The 13,929-nt window shown below is 56.3% G+C and carries 28 protein-coding genes; all 28 read left to right on the forward strand.

Annotated features, from left to right (window positions below; all coding sequences use genetic code 11):
• Nucleotides 1-166: 166 nt before the first annotated feature.
• Nucleotides 167-478: a 30S ribosomal protein S10 gene (rpsJ, locus tag APH34_RS25165; protein WP_003186070.1), complete on the forward strand. Its 312-nt coding sequence runs from the start codon at nt 167-169 to the stop codon at nt 476-478.
• An 80-nt stretch (nt 479-558) separates the two neighbouring features.
• Nucleotides 559-1,194: a 50S ribosomal protein L3 gene (gene rplC / locus APH34_RS25170; RefSeq protein WP_003257089.1), complete on the forward strand. Its 636-nt coding sequence runs from the start codon at nt 559-561 to the stop codon at nt 1,192-1,194.
• 12 nt (nt 1,195-1,206) lie between these two features.
• A complete protein-coding gene (gene rplD / locus APH34_RS25175; protein ID WP_008089819.1) occupies nt 1,207-1,809 on the forward strand; it encodes a 50S ribosomal protein L4 in 603 nt (200 codons plus the stop codon).
• A complete protein-coding gene (gene rplW / locus APH34_RS25180) occupies nt 1,806-2,105 on the forward strand; it encodes a 50S ribosomal protein L23 (RefSeq protein ID WP_003255484.1) in 300 nt (99 codons plus the stop codon). Before rplD ends, rplW begins: the two co-directional genes overlap by 4 nt.
• A 14-nt stretch (nt 2,106-2,119) precedes the next feature.
• On the forward strand, nt 2,120-2,944 hold the full coding sequence (gene rplB / locus APH34_RS25185; protein ID WP_015268750.1) for a 50S ribosomal protein L2: 825 nt from the start codon (nt 2,120-2,122) through the stop codon (nt 2,942-2,944).
• A gap of 16 nt (nt 2,945-2,960) precedes the next feature.
• Nucleotides 2,961-3,236, forward strand: coding sequence for a 30S ribosomal protein S19 (gene rpsS, locus APH34_RS25190; protein ID WP_003255482.1), 276 nt, complete (start codon nt 2,961-2,963; stop codon nt 3,234-3,236).
• Between the two features lie 11 nt (nt 3,237-3,247).
• The gene (gene rplV, locus APH34_RS25195; protein ID WP_003103908.1) at nt 3,248-3,580 is read left to right on the forward strand and encodes a 50S ribosomal protein L22; all 333 of its coding nucleotides are present in this window, start codon (nt 3,248-3,250) and stop codon (nt 3,578-3,580) included.
• 13 nt (nt 3,581-3,593) lie between these two features.
• Nucleotides 3,594-4,280: a 30S ribosomal protein S3 gene (rpsC, locus tag APH34_RS25200; protein WP_003255481.1), complete on the forward strand. Its 687-nt coding sequence runs from the start codon at nt 3,594-3,596 to the stop codon at nt 4,278-4,280.
• Between the two features lie 12 nt (nt 4,281-4,292).
• Entirely contained in the window at nt 4,293-4,706 is a 414-nt protein-coding gene (rplP, locus tag APH34_RS25205; RefSeq protein ID WP_003255479.1) for a 50S ribosomal protein L16, read from the forward strand.
• The gene (rpmC, locus tag APH34_RS25210) at nt 4,706-4,897 is read left to right on the forward strand and encodes a 50S ribosomal protein L29 (RefSeq protein ID WP_002555481.1); all 192 of its coding nucleotides are present in this window, start codon (nt 4,706-4,708) and stop codon (nt 4,895-4,897) included. Before rplP ends, rpmC begins: the two co-directional genes overlap by 1 nt.
• A 2-nt stretch (nt 4,898-4,899) precedes the next feature.
• A complete protein-coding gene (gene rpsQ, locus APH34_RS25215; RefSeq protein ID WP_008089812.1) occupies nt 4,900-5,166 on the forward strand; it encodes a 30S ribosomal protein S17 in 267 nt (88 codons plus the stop codon).
• A gap of 23 nt (nt 5,167-5,189) precedes the next feature.
• Nucleotides 5,190-5,558, forward strand: a complete 369-nt coding sequence (gene rplN / locus APH34_RS25220; protein ID WP_008089810.1) for a 50S ribosomal protein L14 — start codon at nt 5,190-5,192, stop codon at nt 5,556-5,558.
• An 11-nt stretch (nt 5,559-5,569) separates the two neighbouring features.
• The gene (gene rplX, locus APH34_RS25225) at nt 5,570-5,884 is read left to right on the forward strand and encodes a 50S ribosomal protein L24 (RefSeq protein WP_003255476.1); all 315 of its coding nucleotides are present in this window, start codon (nt 5,570-5,572) and stop codon (nt 5,882-5,884) included.
• Nucleotides 5,885-5,904: 20 nt separating this feature from the next.
• Nucleotides 5,905-6,444: a 50S ribosomal protein L5 gene (gene rplE, locus APH34_RS25230; RefSeq protein ID WP_012316517.1), complete on the forward strand. Its 540-nt coding sequence runs from the start codon at nt 5,905-5,907 to the stop codon at nt 6,442-6,444.
• Nucleotides 6,445-6,457: 13 nt separating this feature from the next.
• Nucleotides 6,458-6,763, forward strand: coding sequence for a 30S ribosomal protein S14 (rpsN, locus tag APH34_RS25235; protein ID WP_012316516.1), 306 nt, complete (start codon nt 6,458-6,460; stop codon nt 6,761-6,763).
• A 210-nt stretch (nt 6,764-6,973) separates the two neighbouring features.
• Complete coding sequence (gene rpsH, locus APH34_RS25240; protein WP_043210304.1) at nt 6,974-7,366, forward strand: 30S ribosomal protein S8; 393 nt, start codon at nt 6,974-6,976, stop codon at nt 7,364-7,366.
• Nucleotides 7,367-7,378: 12 nt separating this feature from the next.
• The gene (gene rplF, locus APH34_RS25245; protein ID WP_009681972.1) at nt 7,379-7,912 is read left to right on the forward strand and encodes a 50S ribosomal protein L6; all 534 of its coding nucleotides are present in this window, start codon (nt 7,379-7,381) and stop codon (nt 7,910-7,912) included.
• A 10-nt stretch (nt 7,913-7,922) separates the two neighbouring features.
• Nucleotides 7,923-8,273: a 50S ribosomal protein L18 gene (gene rplR, locus APH34_RS25250; RefSeq protein ID WP_009397496.1), complete on the forward strand. Its 351-nt coding sequence runs from the start codon at nt 7,923-7,925 to the stop codon at nt 8,271-8,273.
• A gap of 3 nt (nt 8,274-8,276) precedes the next feature.
• On the forward strand, nt 8,277-8,777 hold the full coding sequence (gene rpsE, locus APH34_RS25255) for a 30S ribosomal protein S5 (RefSeq protein ID WP_003255465.1): 501 nt from the start codon (nt 8,277-8,279) through the stop codon (nt 8,775-8,777).
• Nucleotides 8,778-8,779: 2 nt separating this feature from the next.
• Nucleotides 8,780-8,956: a 50S ribosomal protein L30 gene (rpmD, locus tag APH34_RS25260; protein ID WP_008089798.1), complete on the forward strand. Its 177-nt coding sequence runs from the start codon at nt 8,780-8,782 to the stop codon at nt 8,954-8,956.
• A gap of 3 nt (nt 8,957-8,959) precedes the next feature.
• Nucleotides 8,960-9,394 carry a 50S ribosomal protein L15 gene (gene rplO / locus APH34_RS25265; protein ID WP_008089796.1) on the forward strand — a complete coding sequence of 145 codons (435 nt, stop codon included), beginning with the start codon at nt 8,960-8,962 and terminating at the stop codon, nt 9,392-9,394.
• Nucleotides 9,395-10,726, forward strand: a complete 1,332-nt coding sequence (secY, locus tag APH34_RS25270; RefSeq protein WP_003257108.1) for a preprotein translocase subunit SecY — start codon at nt 9,395-9,397, stop codon at nt 10,724-10,726. It abuts the gene before it with no gap.
• Nucleotides 10,727-10,754: 28 nt separating this feature from the next.
• Nucleotides 10,755-10,871 carry a 50S ribosomal protein L36 gene (gene rpmJ / locus APH34_RS25275; RefSeq protein ID WP_002555468.1) on the forward strand — a complete coding sequence of 39 codons (117 nt, stop codon included), beginning with the start codon at nt 10,755-10,757 and terminating at the stop codon, nt 10,869-10,871.
• 131 nt (nt 10,872-11,002) lie between these two features.
• A complete protein-coding gene (gene rpsM, locus APH34_RS25280; RefSeq protein ID WP_012316515.1) occupies nt 11,003-11,359 on the forward strand; it encodes a 30S ribosomal protein S13 in 357 nt (118 codons plus the stop codon).
• An 18-nt stretch (nt 11,360-11,377) separates the two neighbouring features.
• Complete coding sequence (rpsK, locus tag APH34_RS25285) at nt 11,378-11,767, forward strand: 30S ribosomal protein S11 (protein ID WP_012270237.1); 390 nt, start codon at nt 11,378-11,380, stop codon at nt 11,765-11,767.
• 15 nt (nt 11,768-11,782) lie between these two features.
• The gene (gene rpsD / locus APH34_RS25290; RefSeq protein WP_008089778.1) at nt 11,783-12,403 is read left to right on the forward strand and encodes a 30S ribosomal protein S4; all 621 of its coding nucleotides are present in this window, start codon (nt 11,783-11,785) and stop codon (nt 12,401-12,403) included.
• Between the two features lie 22 nt (nt 12,404-12,425).
• Nucleotides 12,426-13,427 (forward strand): DNA-directed RNA polymerase subunit alpha, encoded by a 1,002-nt coding sequence (gene rpoA, locus APH34_RS25295; protein ID WP_003255452.1) that lies wholly within the window; start codon nt 12,426-12,428, stop codon nt 13,425-13,427.
• 42 nt (nt 13,428-13,469) lie between these two features.
• Nucleotides 13,470-13,856 carry a 50S ribosomal protein L17 gene (gene rplQ / locus APH34_RS25300; RefSeq protein ID WP_003255451.1) on the forward strand — a complete coding sequence of 129 codons (387 nt, stop codon included), beginning with the start codon at nt 13,470-13,472 and terminating at the stop codon, nt 13,854-13,856.
• Nucleotides 13,857-13,929: the final 73 nt, after the last annotated feature.

The following is a 13,929-nucleotide window of genomic DNA, read 5'->3' on the forward strand; positions in this document are numbered from 1 at the left end:
CGTCGTAGCCAAAATCATCGAGTAATCACTCGACCGATTGAAAAAACCCCCGCTCAGCGGGGGTTTTTTTTATTGGGTTGACACTAAATTGGGGCGTCTATAGAATCACGCCTCCTTTTAGCGGGCGTAGTGCGTCCGTTGGGAACAGCCTGGAGTCTGAAATCCAATGCAAAATCAGCAAATCCGTATCAGGTTGAAGGCTTTCGACCATCGCCTGATCGACCAATCCACCCAGGAAATCGTGGAAACCGCGAAACGTACTGGTGCACAAGTGCGTGGTCCTATTCCACTGCCTACCCGCAAAGAGCGTTTCACCGTTCTGGTCTCCCCGCACGTCAACAAAGACGCGCGTGACCAGTACGAGATTCGCACTCATAAGCGTGTTCTGGACATCGTCCAGCCAACGGATAAAACCGTTGACGCGCTGATGAAGCTTGATCTGGCGGCAGGTGTGGAAGTACAGATCAGCCTCGGCTAAGACTTCGGTCTAGTCGTGTAACGCTCTGAAATGGGCGGCCATAGCGGGTGAAAGCCCCGTACACTCATGAGGTTTACAACATGACTATTGGTGTAATCGGTCGCAAATGCGGTATGACCCGCATTTTCACCGAAGAAGGTGTCTCCATTCCGGTCACGGTCATTGAGATCGAGCCGAATCGCGTCACCCAGTTCAAAACTGAAGAAACCGATGGCTACCGTGCAGTGCAAGTCACTGTCGGCGAGCGTCGTGCTTCGCGTGTGACTGCCGCTCAGGCAGGCCACTTCGCCAAGGCCAACGTTGCCGCTGGTCGCGGTGTTTGGGAGTTCCGTCTTGAAGAAGGCGATTTCCAGGCTGGCGATCTGATCAAAGCTGAACTCTTCACTGCAGGCCAGCTGGTAGACGTTACTGGTCAGTCCAAAGGTAAAGGCTTCGCCGGTACCATCAAGCGCTGGAACTTCCGTGGCCAGGACAACACCCACGGTAACTCCGTGTCGCACCGTGTCCCAGGTTCCATCGGCCAGTGCCAGACTCCTGGTCGTGTGTTCAAGGGCAAGAAAATGTCCGGTCACATGGGCGCCGAGCGCGTGACTGTTCAGTCCCTGGAAGTAGTTCGCGTAGACGCTGAACGCAACCTGCTGCTGGTCAAGGGTGCCGTTCCTGGCGCTACTGGCGGCGACGTGGTTGTACGTCCAGCTGTCAAGGCTCGCGGTTAAGGGGAAACTGACATGCAACTTAATGTAAATGACGCTCAGGCGATCGAAGTTTCCGAACTGACCTTCGGTGGCGAATTCAACGAGACGCTGGTACACCAAGCAGTCGTGGCCTACATGGCCGGCGGCCGCCAGGGCACCAAGCAGCAGAAGACCCGTTCCGACGTGGCTGGTGGCGGTAAGCGCCCATGGCGTCAGAAGGGTACTGGCCGTGCTCGTGCTGGTACCACTCGTGGTCCGATCTGGCGTGGCGGTGGTGTAACCTTCGCAGCTCGCCCTCAAGATCACTCGCAGAAGCTCAACAAGAAGATGTACCGCGCAGCCCTGCGCTCCATCCTCGCTGAGCTGGTGCGTAGCGACCGTCTGGTCGTGGTTCAGGACTTCGCTGTTGAAGCGCCGAAAACCAAAGATCTGCTGAACAAGCTGAACGGCATGGGTCTGAACGACGTTCTGATCGTTTCGGACGCTGTTGATCAGAACCTGTACCTGGCTGCTCGTAACCTGCCGCACGTTGATGTCCGTGACGTACAAGGTTCCGACCCGGTCAGTCTGATCGCATACGAGAAAGTGTTGATCACTGTCTCGGCCGTGAAGAAATTCGAGGAGCTGCTGGGATGAACCAGGAACGCGTATTCAAAGTCCTCCTTGGCCCGCACGTTTCCGAGAAGGCTACCGTTCTGGCTGAGAAAAAAGGCCAGTTCGTATTCAAGGTTGCTACCGATGCAACCAAGCTGGAAATCAAGAAAGCTGTCGAAGGCCTGTTCAACGTAAAAGTTGAAAACGTGTCGACTGTTAACGTTCTGGGTAAAACCAAGCGTACCGCACGTGGTCTGGGCAAGCGTAATGACTGGAAGAAGGCGATCGTCTCCCTTCAGCCAGGCCAAGATCTCGATTTCAGCAGCAGTGCTGAGTAAGGAAGGGGTGCATCATGGCAATCGTTAAATGCAAACCGACTTCCCCTGGCCGCCGTTTCGTGGTCAAGGTGGTCAACCAGGAGCTGCACAAAGGCGCTCCTCACGCACCGCTGATCGAGAAAAAATCGAAGTCTGGTGGTCGTAACAACAATGGCCGCATCACCACTCGTCACGTTGGTGGTGGTCATAAGCAGCATTACCGTCTGGTCGACTTCCGTCGCAACGACAAAGATGGCATCCCTGCCACTGTCGAGCGTATCGAATACGACCCGAACCGTACTGCTCACATCGCCCTGCTGTGCTACGCAGACGGTGAGCGTCGCTACATCATCGCCCCTAAAGGCGTGAGCGCTGGCGACCAGCTGATCGCAGGTGCCCTGGCCCCAATCAAGGCCGGTAACTCCCTGCAGCTGCGCAACATCCCAGTAGGTAGCACCATTCACGGCATCGAACTGAAGCCGGGTAAAGGTGCTCAGATCGCTCGTTCCGCTGGTGCTTCGGCTCAGCTGATCGCTCGTGAAGGCGTCTACGTGACTCTGCGTCTGCGTTCCGGTGAGATGCGTAAAGTACTGGCTGAGTGCCGTGCGACCCTGGGCGAAGTCTCGAACTCCGAGCACAGCCTGCGTTCGCTGGGTAAAGCGGGTGCCAAACGCTGGCGCGGCGTTCGCCCAACCGTTCGTGGTGTTGCCATGAACCCGGTTGACCACCCACATGGTGGTGGTGAAGGTCGTACCTCCGGTGGTCGTCATCCGGTATCGCCATGGGGCTTCCCAACCAAGGGTGCTAAAACCCGTGGTAATAAGCGTACCGACAACATGATCGTCCGTCGTCGCAAGTAACTAGAGGGATACGACAGTGCCACGTTCTCTGAAAAAAGGTCCTTTTATCGATCTTCACCTGCTGAAGAAGGTCGAAGTGGCGGTGGAGAAGAACGATCGCAAGCCAGTTAAAACCTGGTCGCGCCGTTCGATGATCCTGCCACAAATGGTCGGTCTGACCATCGCGGTTCACAACGGTCGCCAACACGTCCCAGTTCTCGTGAACGAAGACATGGTCGGCCACAAACTGGGCGAGTTCGCCGGTACCCGCACCTATCGCGGGCACGTGGCTGACAAGAAAGCCAAGCGTTAAGGGGTAAGGAAATGGAAGTAGCCGCTAAGTTGTCGGGCGCTCGCATCTCCGCCCAGAAAGCCCGCTTGGTCGCCGACCAGATCCGCGGGAAGAAGGTGGGCGAAGCGCTCAACCTGTTGGCCTTCAGCAGCAAAAAAGCCGCTGAAATCATGAAGAAAGTCCTCGAGTCGGCCGTTGCCAACGCCGAACACAACGAAGGCGCAGACGTTGATGACCTGAAGGTCTCCACCGTCTTCGTCAACGAAGGGCGTTCGCTGAAGCGCATCATGCCACGTGCCAAAGGCCGTGCTGATCGCATCGTCAAGCGGTCTTGCCATATCACTGTCAAGGTTGCGGACAAGTAACGGAGTCGATCAGATGGGTCAGAAAGTACATCCCACTGGCATTCGCCTGGGAATCGTCAAGGAGCACACCTCCGTCTGGTACGCAGACGGTGCTACTTACGCAGATTACCTGTTGAAGGATCTGAAAACGCGTGAGTACCTCCAAGACAAACTAAAAAGCGCGTCCGTAAGCCGTATCGATATTCATCGTCCGGCTCAAACTGCACGCATCACCATCCACACCGCTCGTCCCGGTATCGTTATCGGTAAGAAAGGTGAAGATGTCGAGAAGCTGCGTCAGGACCTGACCAAGCAGATGGGTGTGCCTGTGCACATCAACATCGAAGAGATCCGCAAGCCGGAACTCGACGCCATGCTGGTTGCGCAGAGCGTAGCTCAGCAGCTGGAACGCCGCGTAATGTTCCGTCGCGCCATGAAGCGCGCCGTACAGAACGCCATGCGTATTGGTGCCAAGGGCATCAAGATCCAGGTGAGCGGTCGTCTCGGCGGTGCTGAGATTGCTCGTACCGAGTGGTATCGCGAAGGTCGTGTGCCTCTGCACACCCTGCGTGCCGATATCGACTACAACACCTACGAAGCTCACACCACTTACGGTGTGATCGGTGTGAAGGTTTGGATCTTCAAAGGCGAAGTAATTGGTGGTCGCCAAGAAGAACTGAAACCACAAGCACCAGCGCCTCGTAAAAAAGCTGCTAAGTAAGGGGTACGCCAAATGTTGCAACCAAAGCGTACAAAATTCCGCAAGCAGATGACCGGCCACAACCGTGGTCTGGCGCTGCGCGGTAGCAAAGTCAGCTTCGGCGAGTTCGCCCTGAAAGCTGTTGCTCGCGGTCGCCTCACCGCCCGCCAGATCGAGTCGGCACGTCGTGCTCTGACCCGTCACGTAAAACGTGGCGGCAAGATCTGGATCCGTGTGTTCCCGGACAAGCCGATCTCCAAGAAGCCTCTCGAGGTTCGTATGGGTAAAGGTAAGGGCTCCGTGGAATACTGGGTTGCCCAGATTCAGCCAGGCAAAGTCCTGTATGAAATCGAAGGTGTTTCTGAAGAGCTGGCGCGCGAAGCTTTCGCCCTGGCTGCTGCAAAGCTGCCTCTCGCCACCTCCTTTGTTAAGCGGACGGTGATGTGATGAAAGCGAATGAACTTCGTGAAAAATCTGCACAGCAACTGAATGAGCAACTGCTCGGCTTGCTGCGCGACCAGTTCAATCTGCGTATGCAGAAAGCAACTGGCCAGTTGGGGCAGTCGCACCTGCTCTCGCAAGTTAAGCGTGACATCGCTCGCGTGAAAACTGTGCTTAACCAGCAGGCAGGTAAGTGATCATGGCTGAAGCTGAAAAAACCGTCCGTACGCTGACTGGCCGTGTCGTCAGCGACAAAATGGACAAGACCATCACCGTTCTGATCGAGCGTCGCGTTAAGCACCCGATCTACGGTAAATACGTTAAGCGTTCGACTAAGCTGCACGCGCACGACGAATCCAACCAGTGCAAAATCGGCGACAAGGTTTCCATCCGTGAAACCCGTCCGCTGGCCAAGACCAAGTCCTGGGCACTGGTTGAAGTCCTCGAACGCGCTGTTGAAGTCTAAGGGCTAGGGGTCGGAGAAATTTTATGATTCAGACTCAATCCATGCTCGATGTGGCCGATAACAGCGGCGCTCGTCGCGTCATGTGCATCAAGGTACTCGGCGGTTCGCACCGTCGTTATGCTGGCATCGGTGACATCATCAAAGTAACCGTCAAGGAAGCAATTCCGCGCGGTAAGGTCAAAAAAGGCCAGGTGATGACCGCTGTTGTCGTCCGTACCCGTCACGGTGTACGTCGCGCTGACGGTTCCATCATTCGTTTCGACGGCAACGCTGCTGTTCTGCTGAACACCAAGCAAGAGCCGATCGGCACTCGCATCTTCGGGCCAGTGACCCGTGAACTTCGTACTGAGAAGTTCATGAAGATCGTCTCGCTCGCCCCTGAAGTGCTGTAAGGAGATCCGACATGCAAAAGATTCGTCGTGACGACGAGATCATCGTGATCGCCGGCAAAGACAAAGGTAAGCGCGGTAAGGTGCTGAAGGTTCTCGCTGACGACCGTCTGGTCATCGGTGGTGTGAACCTGGTCAAGCGTCATACCAAGCCTAACCCGATGGCGGGCGTTCAGGGCGGTATCGTCGAAAAAGAAGCGCCTCTGCACGCTTCCAACGTTGCCATCTTCAACGGCGAAACCAACAAGGCTGACCGCGTTGGTTTCAAAGTAGAAGACGGTAAGAAAATTCGTGTCTTCAAGTCGACCCAAAAAGCGGTTGATGCTTGAACACTGCTAGGTAGAAGACCATGGCACGACTGAAAGAGATTTACCGGAACGAAATCGCTCCTAAGCTTAAGGAAGAACTTAAGCTGTCGAACGTGATGGAAGTTCCGCGCGTTACCAAGATCACCCTGAACATGGGTCTGGGCGAAGCGATCGGTGACAAGAAAGTCATCGAGCACGCTGTTGCCGACCTGGAGAAGATCACCGGTCAAAAGCCGGTTGTGACCTTCGCTCGTAAATCCATCGCGGGCTTCAAAGTCCGTGAAGGATGGCCGATCGGCGTCAAGGTGACCCTGCGTCGCGAAAAAATGTACGAGTTCCTGGACCGCCTGCTGGCGATCTCCCTGCCTCGGGTCCGCGACTTCCGCGGCCTGAATGCCAAGTCCTTCGATGGTCGTGGCAACTACAGCATGGGCGTGAAAGAGCAGATCATCTTCCCGGAAATCGATTACGACAAGATCGATGCTCTGCGCGGTTTGGACATCACCCTGACCACCACTGCTCGTTCGGATGACGAAGGCCGCGCTCTGCTGCGTGCATTCAAATTCCCGTTCCGCAACTGATTGGAGTAGGAAAATGGCCAAGAAGAGCATGAAAAACCGCGAGCTGAAGCGTCAGCTCACGGTAGCCAAGTTCGCCAAAAAGCGTGCTGAGCTGAAAGCGACCATCGTCAACCTGAACGCCTCTCCTGAAGAGCGTTTCGCTGCCGTTGTCGCTCTGCAGAAGCAGCCACGTGATGCCAGCGCTGCGCGTCTGCGCAACCGTTGCCGCCTGACCGGTCGTCCTCACGGTGTATACCGTAAGTTCGGCCTGGGCCGTAACATGCTGCGTCAAGCTGCAATGCGCGGTGACGTACCAGGCCTGGTCAAGGCCTCCTGGTAATCGCTGCAGGTGTGATCCCGGCGCGAGGGGAGTAATCTTCCGACCGCCGGTGACCTCGCCGAGAAACAAGCCCCTATATGGGGCTTGTTTCGTTTCTGCCTTGTGTCTAGAATGACCGGCTCACCTGAGCCTGGGTTTTTTGACCCTGCCCGTTCAGGTGGTTGTGATAGCCGCAAGGCTAATAATTCTTGTATCAGGAGCATCTAGCCCATGAGTATGCAGGACCCGTTAGCGGACATGCTAACTCGCATCCGTAATGCCCAGATGGCTGAAAAGTCCGTCGTAAGCATGCCTTCCTCCACCCTGAAGGTCGCGGTTGCCAAAGTTCTGAAAGACGAAGGTTACATCGCTGGCTACCAGGTTACTGGTGAGGCCAAGCCGTCCCTGTCGATCGAACTGAAGTACTTCGAAGGCCGTCCGGTCATCGAGGAACTGAAGCGCTCCAGCCGTCCAGGCCTGCGCCAGTACAAGTCCGTCGCAGACCTGCCGAAAGTTCGTGGCGGCCTGGGCGTGTCTATCGTCTCCACCAACAAAGGTGTGATGACTGACCGCGCTGCGCGCGCTGCCGGTGTCGGCGGCGAAGTTCTGTGCACAGTGTTCTAAGGGGAGATAGGCATGTCTCGCGTCGCTAAGAACCCCGTTAAGCTGCCAGCTGGTGTCGAAGTCAAATTCGCCGGTCAGCAGCTTTCGGTGAAGGGTGCCAAAGGCACTCTCGAACTGAACGTTCACTCGTCTGTTGAAGTTACCGAAGAGTCCGGCGAACTGCGTTTCGTCGCTCGCAACGGTGATCAGCAAGCTCGCGCCATGGCCGGTACTACCCGTGCTCTGGTCAACAACATGGTCCAAGGCGTAAGCCAAGGCTTCGAGCGCAAGCTCCAGCTGGTCGGTGTTGGTTACAAGGCACAGGCTAAAGGCACCGTCCTGAACCTGGCTCTGGGCTTCTCGCATCCAGTGGACTACGAACTGCCAGCCGGTATCACTGCTGAAACTCCTAGCCAAACCGACATCCTGATCAAGGGTATCGACAAGCAGCTAGTAGGTCAGGTGGCCGCTGAAATCCGCGACTTCCGTCCGCCAGAGCCTTACAAAGGCAAGGGTGTGCGTTACGCGGACGAAGTAGTCCGTCGTAAAGAAGCCAAGAAGAAGTAGGGCCTAGCAAATGACCGACAAAAAAGTTACTCGACTGCGTCGCGCTCGCAAAGCACGCCTCAAGATGCACGAACTCGAAGTCGTGCGCCTGTGCGTGTTCCGCTCCTCGCAGCACATCTATGCCCAGGTCATTTCGGCCGACGGCAGCAAGGTTCTGGCAAGCGCCTCGACCTTGGACAAAGAACTGCGTGATGGCGCCACTGGCAACATCGACGCGGCCACTAAGGTTGGCAAGCTGGTAGCTGAGCGTGCGAAAGCCGCCGGTGTATCTCAAGTTGCCTTTGACCGTTCCGGCTTCAAGTACCATGGCCGCGTCAAAGCGCTGGCTGATGCTGCTCGTGAAGGCGGGCTGGAGTTCTAAGTTATGGCAAATAACGATCAAAAGCGCGACGAAGGCTACATCGAGAAGCTGGTTCAAGTTAACCGCGTAGCTAAAACCGTTAAAGGCGGCCGTATCTTCACCTTCACCGCGCTGACCGTGGTAGGTGATGGCAAGGGTCGCGTCGGCTTCGGCCGTGGCAAATCGCGCGAAGTACCTGCTGCGATCCAAAAAGCCATGGAAGCTGCTCGTCGCAACATGATCCAGGTTGACCTGAAAGGCACCACCCTGCAGTACGCCACCAAGGCCGCCCACGGCGCCTCGAAGGTTTACATGCAGCCTGCCTCGGAAGGTACCGGTATCATCGCCGGCGGCGCCATGCGTGCTGTCCTGGAAGTTGCTGGTGTTCAGAACGTCCTGGCCAAGTGCTACGGTTCGACCAACCCAGTGAACGTGGTTTACGCCACCTTCAAGGGTCTGAAAGCCATGCAATCTCCTGAGTCCATTGCTGCCAAGCGCGGCAAGAGCGTTGAGGAGATCTTCTGATCATGGCAACCGTAAAAGTAACGCTGATCAAGAGCGTCTCGGGCCGTATCCCTAACCACAAACTGTGCGTTAAAGGTCTGGGTCTGCGTCGCATCGGTCACACTGTAGAAGTCCAGGATACTCCCGAGAACCGCGGGATGATCAACAAGGCTTACTACATGCTGCGCGTCGAGGGTTAATCGATGAAACTCAATGATCTGAGTCCAGCGCCGGGTTCCCGTCGCGAAAAGCATCGTCCGGGTCGTGGTATCGGTAGCGGTCTGGGTAAGACCGGTGGCCGTGGTCACAAAGGTCAGACCTCCCGTTCGGGTGGTTCGATCGCTCCGGGCTTCGAAGGCGGTCAACAGCCGCTGCACCGTCGCCTGCCGAAGTTCGGCTTCGTTTCCCTGAAAGCCATGGACCGCGCAGAAGTGCGTCTGTCCGAGCTGGCCAAAGTGGAAGGCGACGTGATCTCCGTGCAATCCCTGAAGGATGCCAACGTGATCAACCAGAACGTTCAGCGTGTGAAAATCATGCTGTCTGGCGAAGTCACTCGCGCAGTCACCATCAAGGGTATCGCAGCCACCAAGGGTGCGCGTGCGGCTATCGAAGCAGCTGGCGGCAAGTTCGAGGAATAAATGGCTAAGCAAGGTGCTCTCTCTTCGCTCGGTAAGGGCGGGATGTCGGAACTCTGGGCTCGTCTGCGCTTTCTGTTCATGGCGATCATCGTCTATCGGATAGGTGCGCATATCCCGGTTCCAGGCATCAATCCGGACCGTCTGGCGGATCTGTTTCGGCAGAATGAGGGGACCATTCTTAGCTTGTTCAACATGTTTTCCGGTGGTGCGCTCGAACGCATGAGCATCTTTGCACTGGGGATCATGCCGTACATCTCGGCATCGATCATCATGCAGCTGATGACAGCGGTCAGCCCGCAACTGGAGCAGTTGAAGAAGGAAGGTGAAGCTGGCCGTCGCAAGATCAGCCAGTACACCCGCTACGGCACCGTTATCCTGGCGCTGGTCCAAGCCATTGGCATGTCCATTGGCCTGGCCAACCAGGGCGTGGCGTTTTCTGTCGGCCTGGGCTTCCATGTCGTCGCGGTATCCACATTTGTGGCCGGCGCGATGTTCATGATGTGGCTGGGCGAGCAGATCACCGAGCGCGGTGTGGGCAACGGTATCTCGATGTTAATCTTCGCAGGTATCGTTGCCGGTCTTCCGAGAGCAATCGGGCAGTCTTTCGAGTCTGCACGCACAGGCGATATCAACATTTTCGCCCTGGTCGCTATCGGTTTGCTGGCAGTAGCGATTATCGGTTTTGTGGTGTTCATTGAGCGTGGTCAGCGTCGTATCGCCGTTCACTACGCCAAGCGTCAGCAGGGCCGCAAGGTCTTCGCTGCGCAGACCAGCCACTTGCCGCTTAAGGTGAACATGGCAGGGGTAATCCCGGCCATTTTCGCGAGCAGCATTCTGCTGTTCCCGGCTTCGCTGGGTGCCTGGTTCGGTCAGTCCGAAGGTATGGGCTGGCTGCAGGACATCTCGCAGTCGATCGCTCCTGGTCAGCCGTTGAACATTCTGCTGTTTAGTGCAGGGATCATTTTCTTCTGCTTCTTCTACACGGCGCTGATGTTCAACCCGAAAGACGTAGCGGAAAACCTGAAGAAGTCCGGTGCCTTTATTCCGGGTATCCGTCCTGGTGAGCAGTCGGCACGCTACATTGATGGCGTTCTGACTCGTCTGACCATGTTCGGTGCTCTTTACATGATGGCCGTCTGCCTTCTGCCCCAGTTCCTGGTGGTGGCAGCAAATGTGCCGTTCTACCTTGGCGGGACCTCGTTGCTGATTGTGGTAGTGGTTGTGATGGACTTCATGTCCCAAGTACAATCGCACCTCGTTTCGCACCAGTACGAATCCCTGATGAAGAAAGCCAACCTGAAAGGCTACGGTGGCAGCGGTCTGCTGCGCTGATACGCCCCTAAGGTTCGAGGAGTCGGTAATGAAAGTTCGTGCATCGGTGAAAAAGCTGTGCCGCAACTGCAAGATCATCCGTCGCGAAGGCGTCGTACGAGTGATCTGCAGCGCGGAACCGCGTCACAAACAGCGCCAAGGCTGAGTGTGATCTGCGCTTCAAACCCAGCAGCTAGTGTGCTGCTGGGTTGATTATTCGTTTCTACAGCGATATTATCTCGCGCCCTATTTCTTGGCTTCCGGGGCGTAGGTAGCTGTCAATTGGAGTCCCACTGAATGGCCCGTATTGCAGGCGTCAACATTCCAGATAACAAGCATACTGTTATCTCGCTGACCTACATCTATGGTGTCGGTCGCACAACTGCACAGAAGATCTGTGCAGACGCTGGTGTAAACCCAGCCGCTAAGATCAAGGATCTGAGCGACGAGCAAATCGAAACCCTGCGTGGCGAAGTCGCGAAGTTCACCACCGAAGGTGACCTGCGTCGTGACGTCAACATGAAGATCAAGCGCTTGATGGACCTGGGTTGCTACCGCGGCCTGCGTCATCGTAAAGGTCTGCCGGTTCGCGGTCAGCGCACCAAGACCAACGCACGCACCCGTAAGGGCCCGCGTAAGCCGATCCGCAAGTAATCGCCCAGGAATATAGACATGGCAAAACCTGCTGCTCGTCCTCGTAAGAAAATCAAAAAGACAGTGGTTGATGGCATCGCCCACATCCATGCGTCTTTCAACAACACCATCGTGACCATCACCGACCGTCAGGGCAATGCTTTGTCCTGGGCGACCTCCGGTGGTTCGGGTTTCCGTGGTTCGCGCAAATCCACCCCGTTCGCAGCTCAGATCGCTGCAGAGCGTGCTGGTCAAGCTGCGCTGGAATACGGTCTGAAGAACCTCGACGTTAACGTCAAGGGTCCAGGTCCAGGTCGTGAGTCCGCCGTTCGTGCATTGAACAGCTGTGGCTACAAGATCGCCAGCATCACCGACGTGACGCCAATCCCGCACAACGGGTGCCGTCCGCCGAAGAAGCGCCGCGTGTAATCAGGAGACAGAAGAATGGCACGTTACATTGGTCCAAAATGCAAACTGTCTCGTCGTGAAGGCACTGACCTGTTCCTGAAGAGCGGCGTTCGCGCTCTGGAATCGAAGTGCAACATCGAAGCAGCCCCAGGTATCCACGGCCAGCGCCGTGGCCGTCAGTCCGACTACGGTACCCAGCTGCGCGAGAAACAAAAAGTCCGTCGTATCTACGGTGTTCTGGAGCGTCAGTTCCGCGGTTACTACCAAGCTGCTGCCTCGAAAAAAGGCGCAACTGGTGAGAACCTGCTGCAACTGCTCGAGTGCCGTCTGGATAACGTCGTCTACCGTATGGGCTTCGGCTCGACTCGTTCCGAGTCCCGTCAGCTGGTTTCGCACAAAGCGATCAGCGTCAACGGTAAGACTGTAAACATTCCATCCTACCAAGTTCGTCCGGGTGACGTGGTCGCGGTTCGCGAGAAGTCGTCGAACCAGCTGCGCATTGTTCAAGCCCTTGAACTGTGCGCCCAGCGTGGCCGCGTTGAGTGGGTAGACGTAGATGCTGCTAAAAAGTCGGGCGTTTTCAAGAACGTTCCTGCTCGCGGCGACCTGTCTGCCGACATCAACGAAAACCTGATTGTCGAGCTCTACTCCAAGTAAGGGCTAGAAAATAGGTGCATCCATGCAGATTTCGGTAAATGAGTTCCTGACTCCCCGCCACATTGATGTGCAGGTAGTCAGTCCGACCCGCGCCAAGATCACGCTCGAGCCTCTCGAGCGTGGCTTCGGCCATACCCTGGGCAACGCGCTGCGCCGCATCCTGTTGTCCTCCATGCCTGGCTGTGCAGTAGTCGAGGCCGAGATCGATGGCGTACTCCATGAGTACTCCGCGATCGAAGGTGTACAGGAAGACGTAATTGAAATCCTGTTGAACCTGAAAGGCCTGGCTATCAAACTGCACGGTCGTGACGAAGTTACGCTGACCTTGTCGAAAAAGGGTTCGGGGGTGGTTACCGCTGCCGATATTCAGCTGGATCACGATGTCGAGATCGTCAACCCCGATCACGTAATCGCGAACCTGGCGTCCAACGGCGCCCTGAACATGAAGCTCACTGTAGCTCGTGGTCGCGGTTACGAGCCGGCCGACTCCCGTCAAACTGACGAAGACGAAAGCCGTAGCATTGGCCGTCTGCAGCTGGACGCGTCGTTCAGCCCGGTGCGTCGTATCGCCTATGTGGTCGAGAACGCCCGTGTTGAACAGCGTACCAACCTGGACAAGCTGGTCATTGATCTGGAAACCAACGGCACCCTGGATCCTGAAGAGGCTATCCGCCGCGCTGCGACCATCCTGCAACAGCAGTTGGCCGCGTTCGTCGACCTCAAAGGTGACAGCGAGCCTGTCGTAGTCGAGCAGGAAGACGAGATCGATCCGATCCTGCTACGTCCGGTTGACGACCTGGAACTGACTGTACGTTCGGCCAACTGCCTGAAGGCGGAGAACATCTACTACATCGGCGACCTGATTCAGCGTACCGAAGTAGAGTTGTTGAAGACTCCTAACCTGGGCAAGAAGTCCCTGACTGAAATCAAGGACGTCCTGGCCTCTCGTGGTCTGTCTCTCGGCATGCGCCTCGACAACTGGCCGCCTGCAAGTCTTAAGAAAGACGACAAGGCGACCGCCTGATCGTCGTAATCACCGAACGTAGTGTTTGGTAAGGAATGAATCATGCGTCATCGTAAAAGTGGACGTCACCTGAGCCGTACCAGCTCTCACCGCAAGGCTATGTTCCAGAACATGGCAGTGTCGCTGATCGAGCACGAGCTGATCAAAACCACCCTGCCGAAAGCCAAGGAACTGCGCCGCGTTGCCGAGCCGCTGATCACCCTGGCCAAGGAAGACAGCGTTGCTAACCGTCGTCTGGCCTTCGACCGTACCCGTTCGAAGTCCGCTGTTGGCAAACTGTTCAACGACCTGGGCAAGCGTTACGCCACCCGTCAGGGCGGCTACCTGCGCATCCTGAAGTGCGGTTTCCGCGCTGGCGACAACGCGCCTATGGCGTACGTCGAGCTGGTTGATCGTCCGGTCGGTGGTGCTGTAGAAGCTGCCGAGTAAGACGTTCTGTCTGCTACAAAGAACCGGGCCTAGTGCCCGGTTTTTTGTTTCTACATGTATTGTTTATTTCTAT

The sequence above is a fragment of the Pseudomonas sp. NBRC 111131 genome (assembly GCF_001320525.1).
In the GTDB taxonomy this organism is placed as follows: Bacteria; Pseudomonadota; Gammaproteobacteria; order Pseudomonadales; family Pseudomonadaceae; genus Aquipseudomonas; species Aquipseudomonas ceruminis.

What these genes read in the sequence shown, in the direction of transcription:
- rplO (WP_008089796.1), top strand. Translation starts at nt 8,960, where the DNA reads ATGAAACTCAATGATCTGAGTCCAGCGCCGGGTTCCCGTCGCGAAAAG.
- rplV (WP_003103908.1), top strand. Translation starts at nt 3,248, where the DNA reads ATGGAAGTAGCCGCTAAGTTGTCGGGCGCTCGCATCTCCGCCCAGAAA.
- rplE (WP_012316517.1), top strand. Translation starts at nt 5,905, where the DNA reads ATGGCACGACTGAAAGAGATTTACCGGAACGAAATCGCTCCTAAGCTT.
- rplB (WP_015268750.1), top strand. Translation starts at nt 2,120, where the DNA reads ATGGCAATCGTTAAATGCAAACCGACTTCCCCTGGCCGCCGTTTCGTG.
- rpmJ (WP_002555468.1), top strand. Translation starts at nt 10,755, where the DNA reads ATGAAAGTTCGTGCATCGGTGAAAAAGCTGTGCCGCAACTGCAAGATC.
- rpmC (WP_002555481.1), top strand. Translation starts at nt 4,706, where the DNA reads ATGAAAGCGAATGAACTTCGTGAAAAATCTGCACAGCAACTGAATGAG.
- rplX (WP_003255476.1), top strand. Translation starts at nt 5,570, where the DNA reads ATGCAAAAGATTCGTCGTGACGACGAGATCATCGTGATCGCCGGCAAA.
- rpsK (WP_012270237.1), top strand. Translation starts at nt 11,378, where the DNA reads ATGGCAAAACCTGCTGCTCGTCCTCGTAAGAAAATCAAAAAGACAGTG.
- rplR (WP_009397496.1), top strand. Translation starts at nt 7,923, where the DNA reads ATGACCGACAAAAAAGTTACTCGACTGCGTCGCGCTCGCAAAGCACGC.
- rplD (WP_008089819.1), top strand. Translation starts at nt 1,207, where the DNA reads ATGCAACTTAATGTAAATGACGCTCAGGCGATCGAAGTTTCCGAACTG.
- rplQ (WP_003255451.1), top strand. Translation starts at nt 13,470, where the DNA reads ATGCGTCATCGTAAAAGTGGACGTCACCTGAGCCGTACCAGCTCTCAC.
- rpsQ (WP_008089812.1), top strand. Translation starts at nt 4,900, where the DNA reads ATGGCTGAAGCTGAAAAAACCGTCCGTACGCTGACTGGCCGTGTCGTC.
- rplN (WP_008089810.1), top strand. Translation starts at nt 5,190, where the DNA reads ATGATTCAGACTCAATCCATGCTCGATGTGGCCGATAACAGCGGCGCT.
- rplF (WP_009681972.1), top strand. Translation starts at nt 7,379, where the DNA reads ATGTCTCGCGTCGCTAAGAACCCCGTTAAGCTGCCAGCTGGTGTCGAA.
- rpsH (WP_043210304.1), top strand. Translation starts at nt 6,974, where the DNA reads ATGAGTATGCAGGACCCGTTAGCGGACATGCTAACTCGCATCCGTAAT.
- rplW (WP_003255484.1), top strand. Translation starts at nt 1,806, where the DNA reads ATGAACCAGGAACGCGTATTCAAAGTCCTCCTTGGCCCGCACGTTTCC.
- rpsC (WP_003255481.1), top strand. Translation starts at nt 3,594, where the DNA reads ATGGGTCAGAAAGTACATCCCACTGGCATTCGCCTGGGAATCGTCAAG.
- rpoA (WP_003255452.1), top strand. Translation starts at nt 12,426, where the DNA reads ATGCAGATTTCGGTAAATGAGTTCCTGACTCCCCGCCACATTGATGTG.
- rpsM (WP_012316515.1), top strand. Translation starts at nt 11,003, where the DNA reads ATGGCCCGTATTGCAGGCGTCAACATTCCAGATAACAAGCATACTGTT.
- rpsE (WP_003255465.1), top strand. Translation starts at nt 8,277, where the DNA reads ATGGCAAATAACGATCAAAAGCGCGACGAAGGCTACATCGAGAAGCTG.
- rpsJ (WP_003186070.1), top strand. Translation starts at nt 167, where the DNA reads ATGCAAAATCAGCAAATCCGTATCAGGTTGAAGGCTTTCGACCATCGC.
- rpmD (WP_008089798.1), top strand. Translation starts at nt 8,780, where the DNA reads ATGGCAACCGTAAAAGTAACGCTGATCAAGAGCGTCTCGGGCCGTATC.
- rplC (WP_003257089.1), top strand. Translation starts at nt 559, where the DNA reads ATGACTATTGGTGTAATCGGTCGCAAATGCGGTATGACCCGCATTTTC.
- rplP (WP_003255479.1), top strand. Translation starts at nt 4,293, where the DNA reads ATGTTGCAACCAAAGCGTACAAAATTCCGCAAGCAGATGACCGGCCAC.
- rpsN (WP_012316516.1), top strand. Translation starts at nt 6,458, where the DNA reads ATGGCCAAGAAGAGCATGAAAAACCGCGAGCTGAAGCGTCAGCTCACG.
- rpsD (WP_008089778.1), top strand. Translation starts at nt 11,783, where the DNA reads ATGGCACGTTACATTGGTCCAAAATGCAAACTGTCTCGTCGTGAAGGC.
- secY (WP_003257108.1), top strand. Translation starts at nt 9,395, where the DNA reads ATGGCTAAGCAAGGTGCTCTCTCTTCGCTCGGTAAGGGCGGGATGTCG.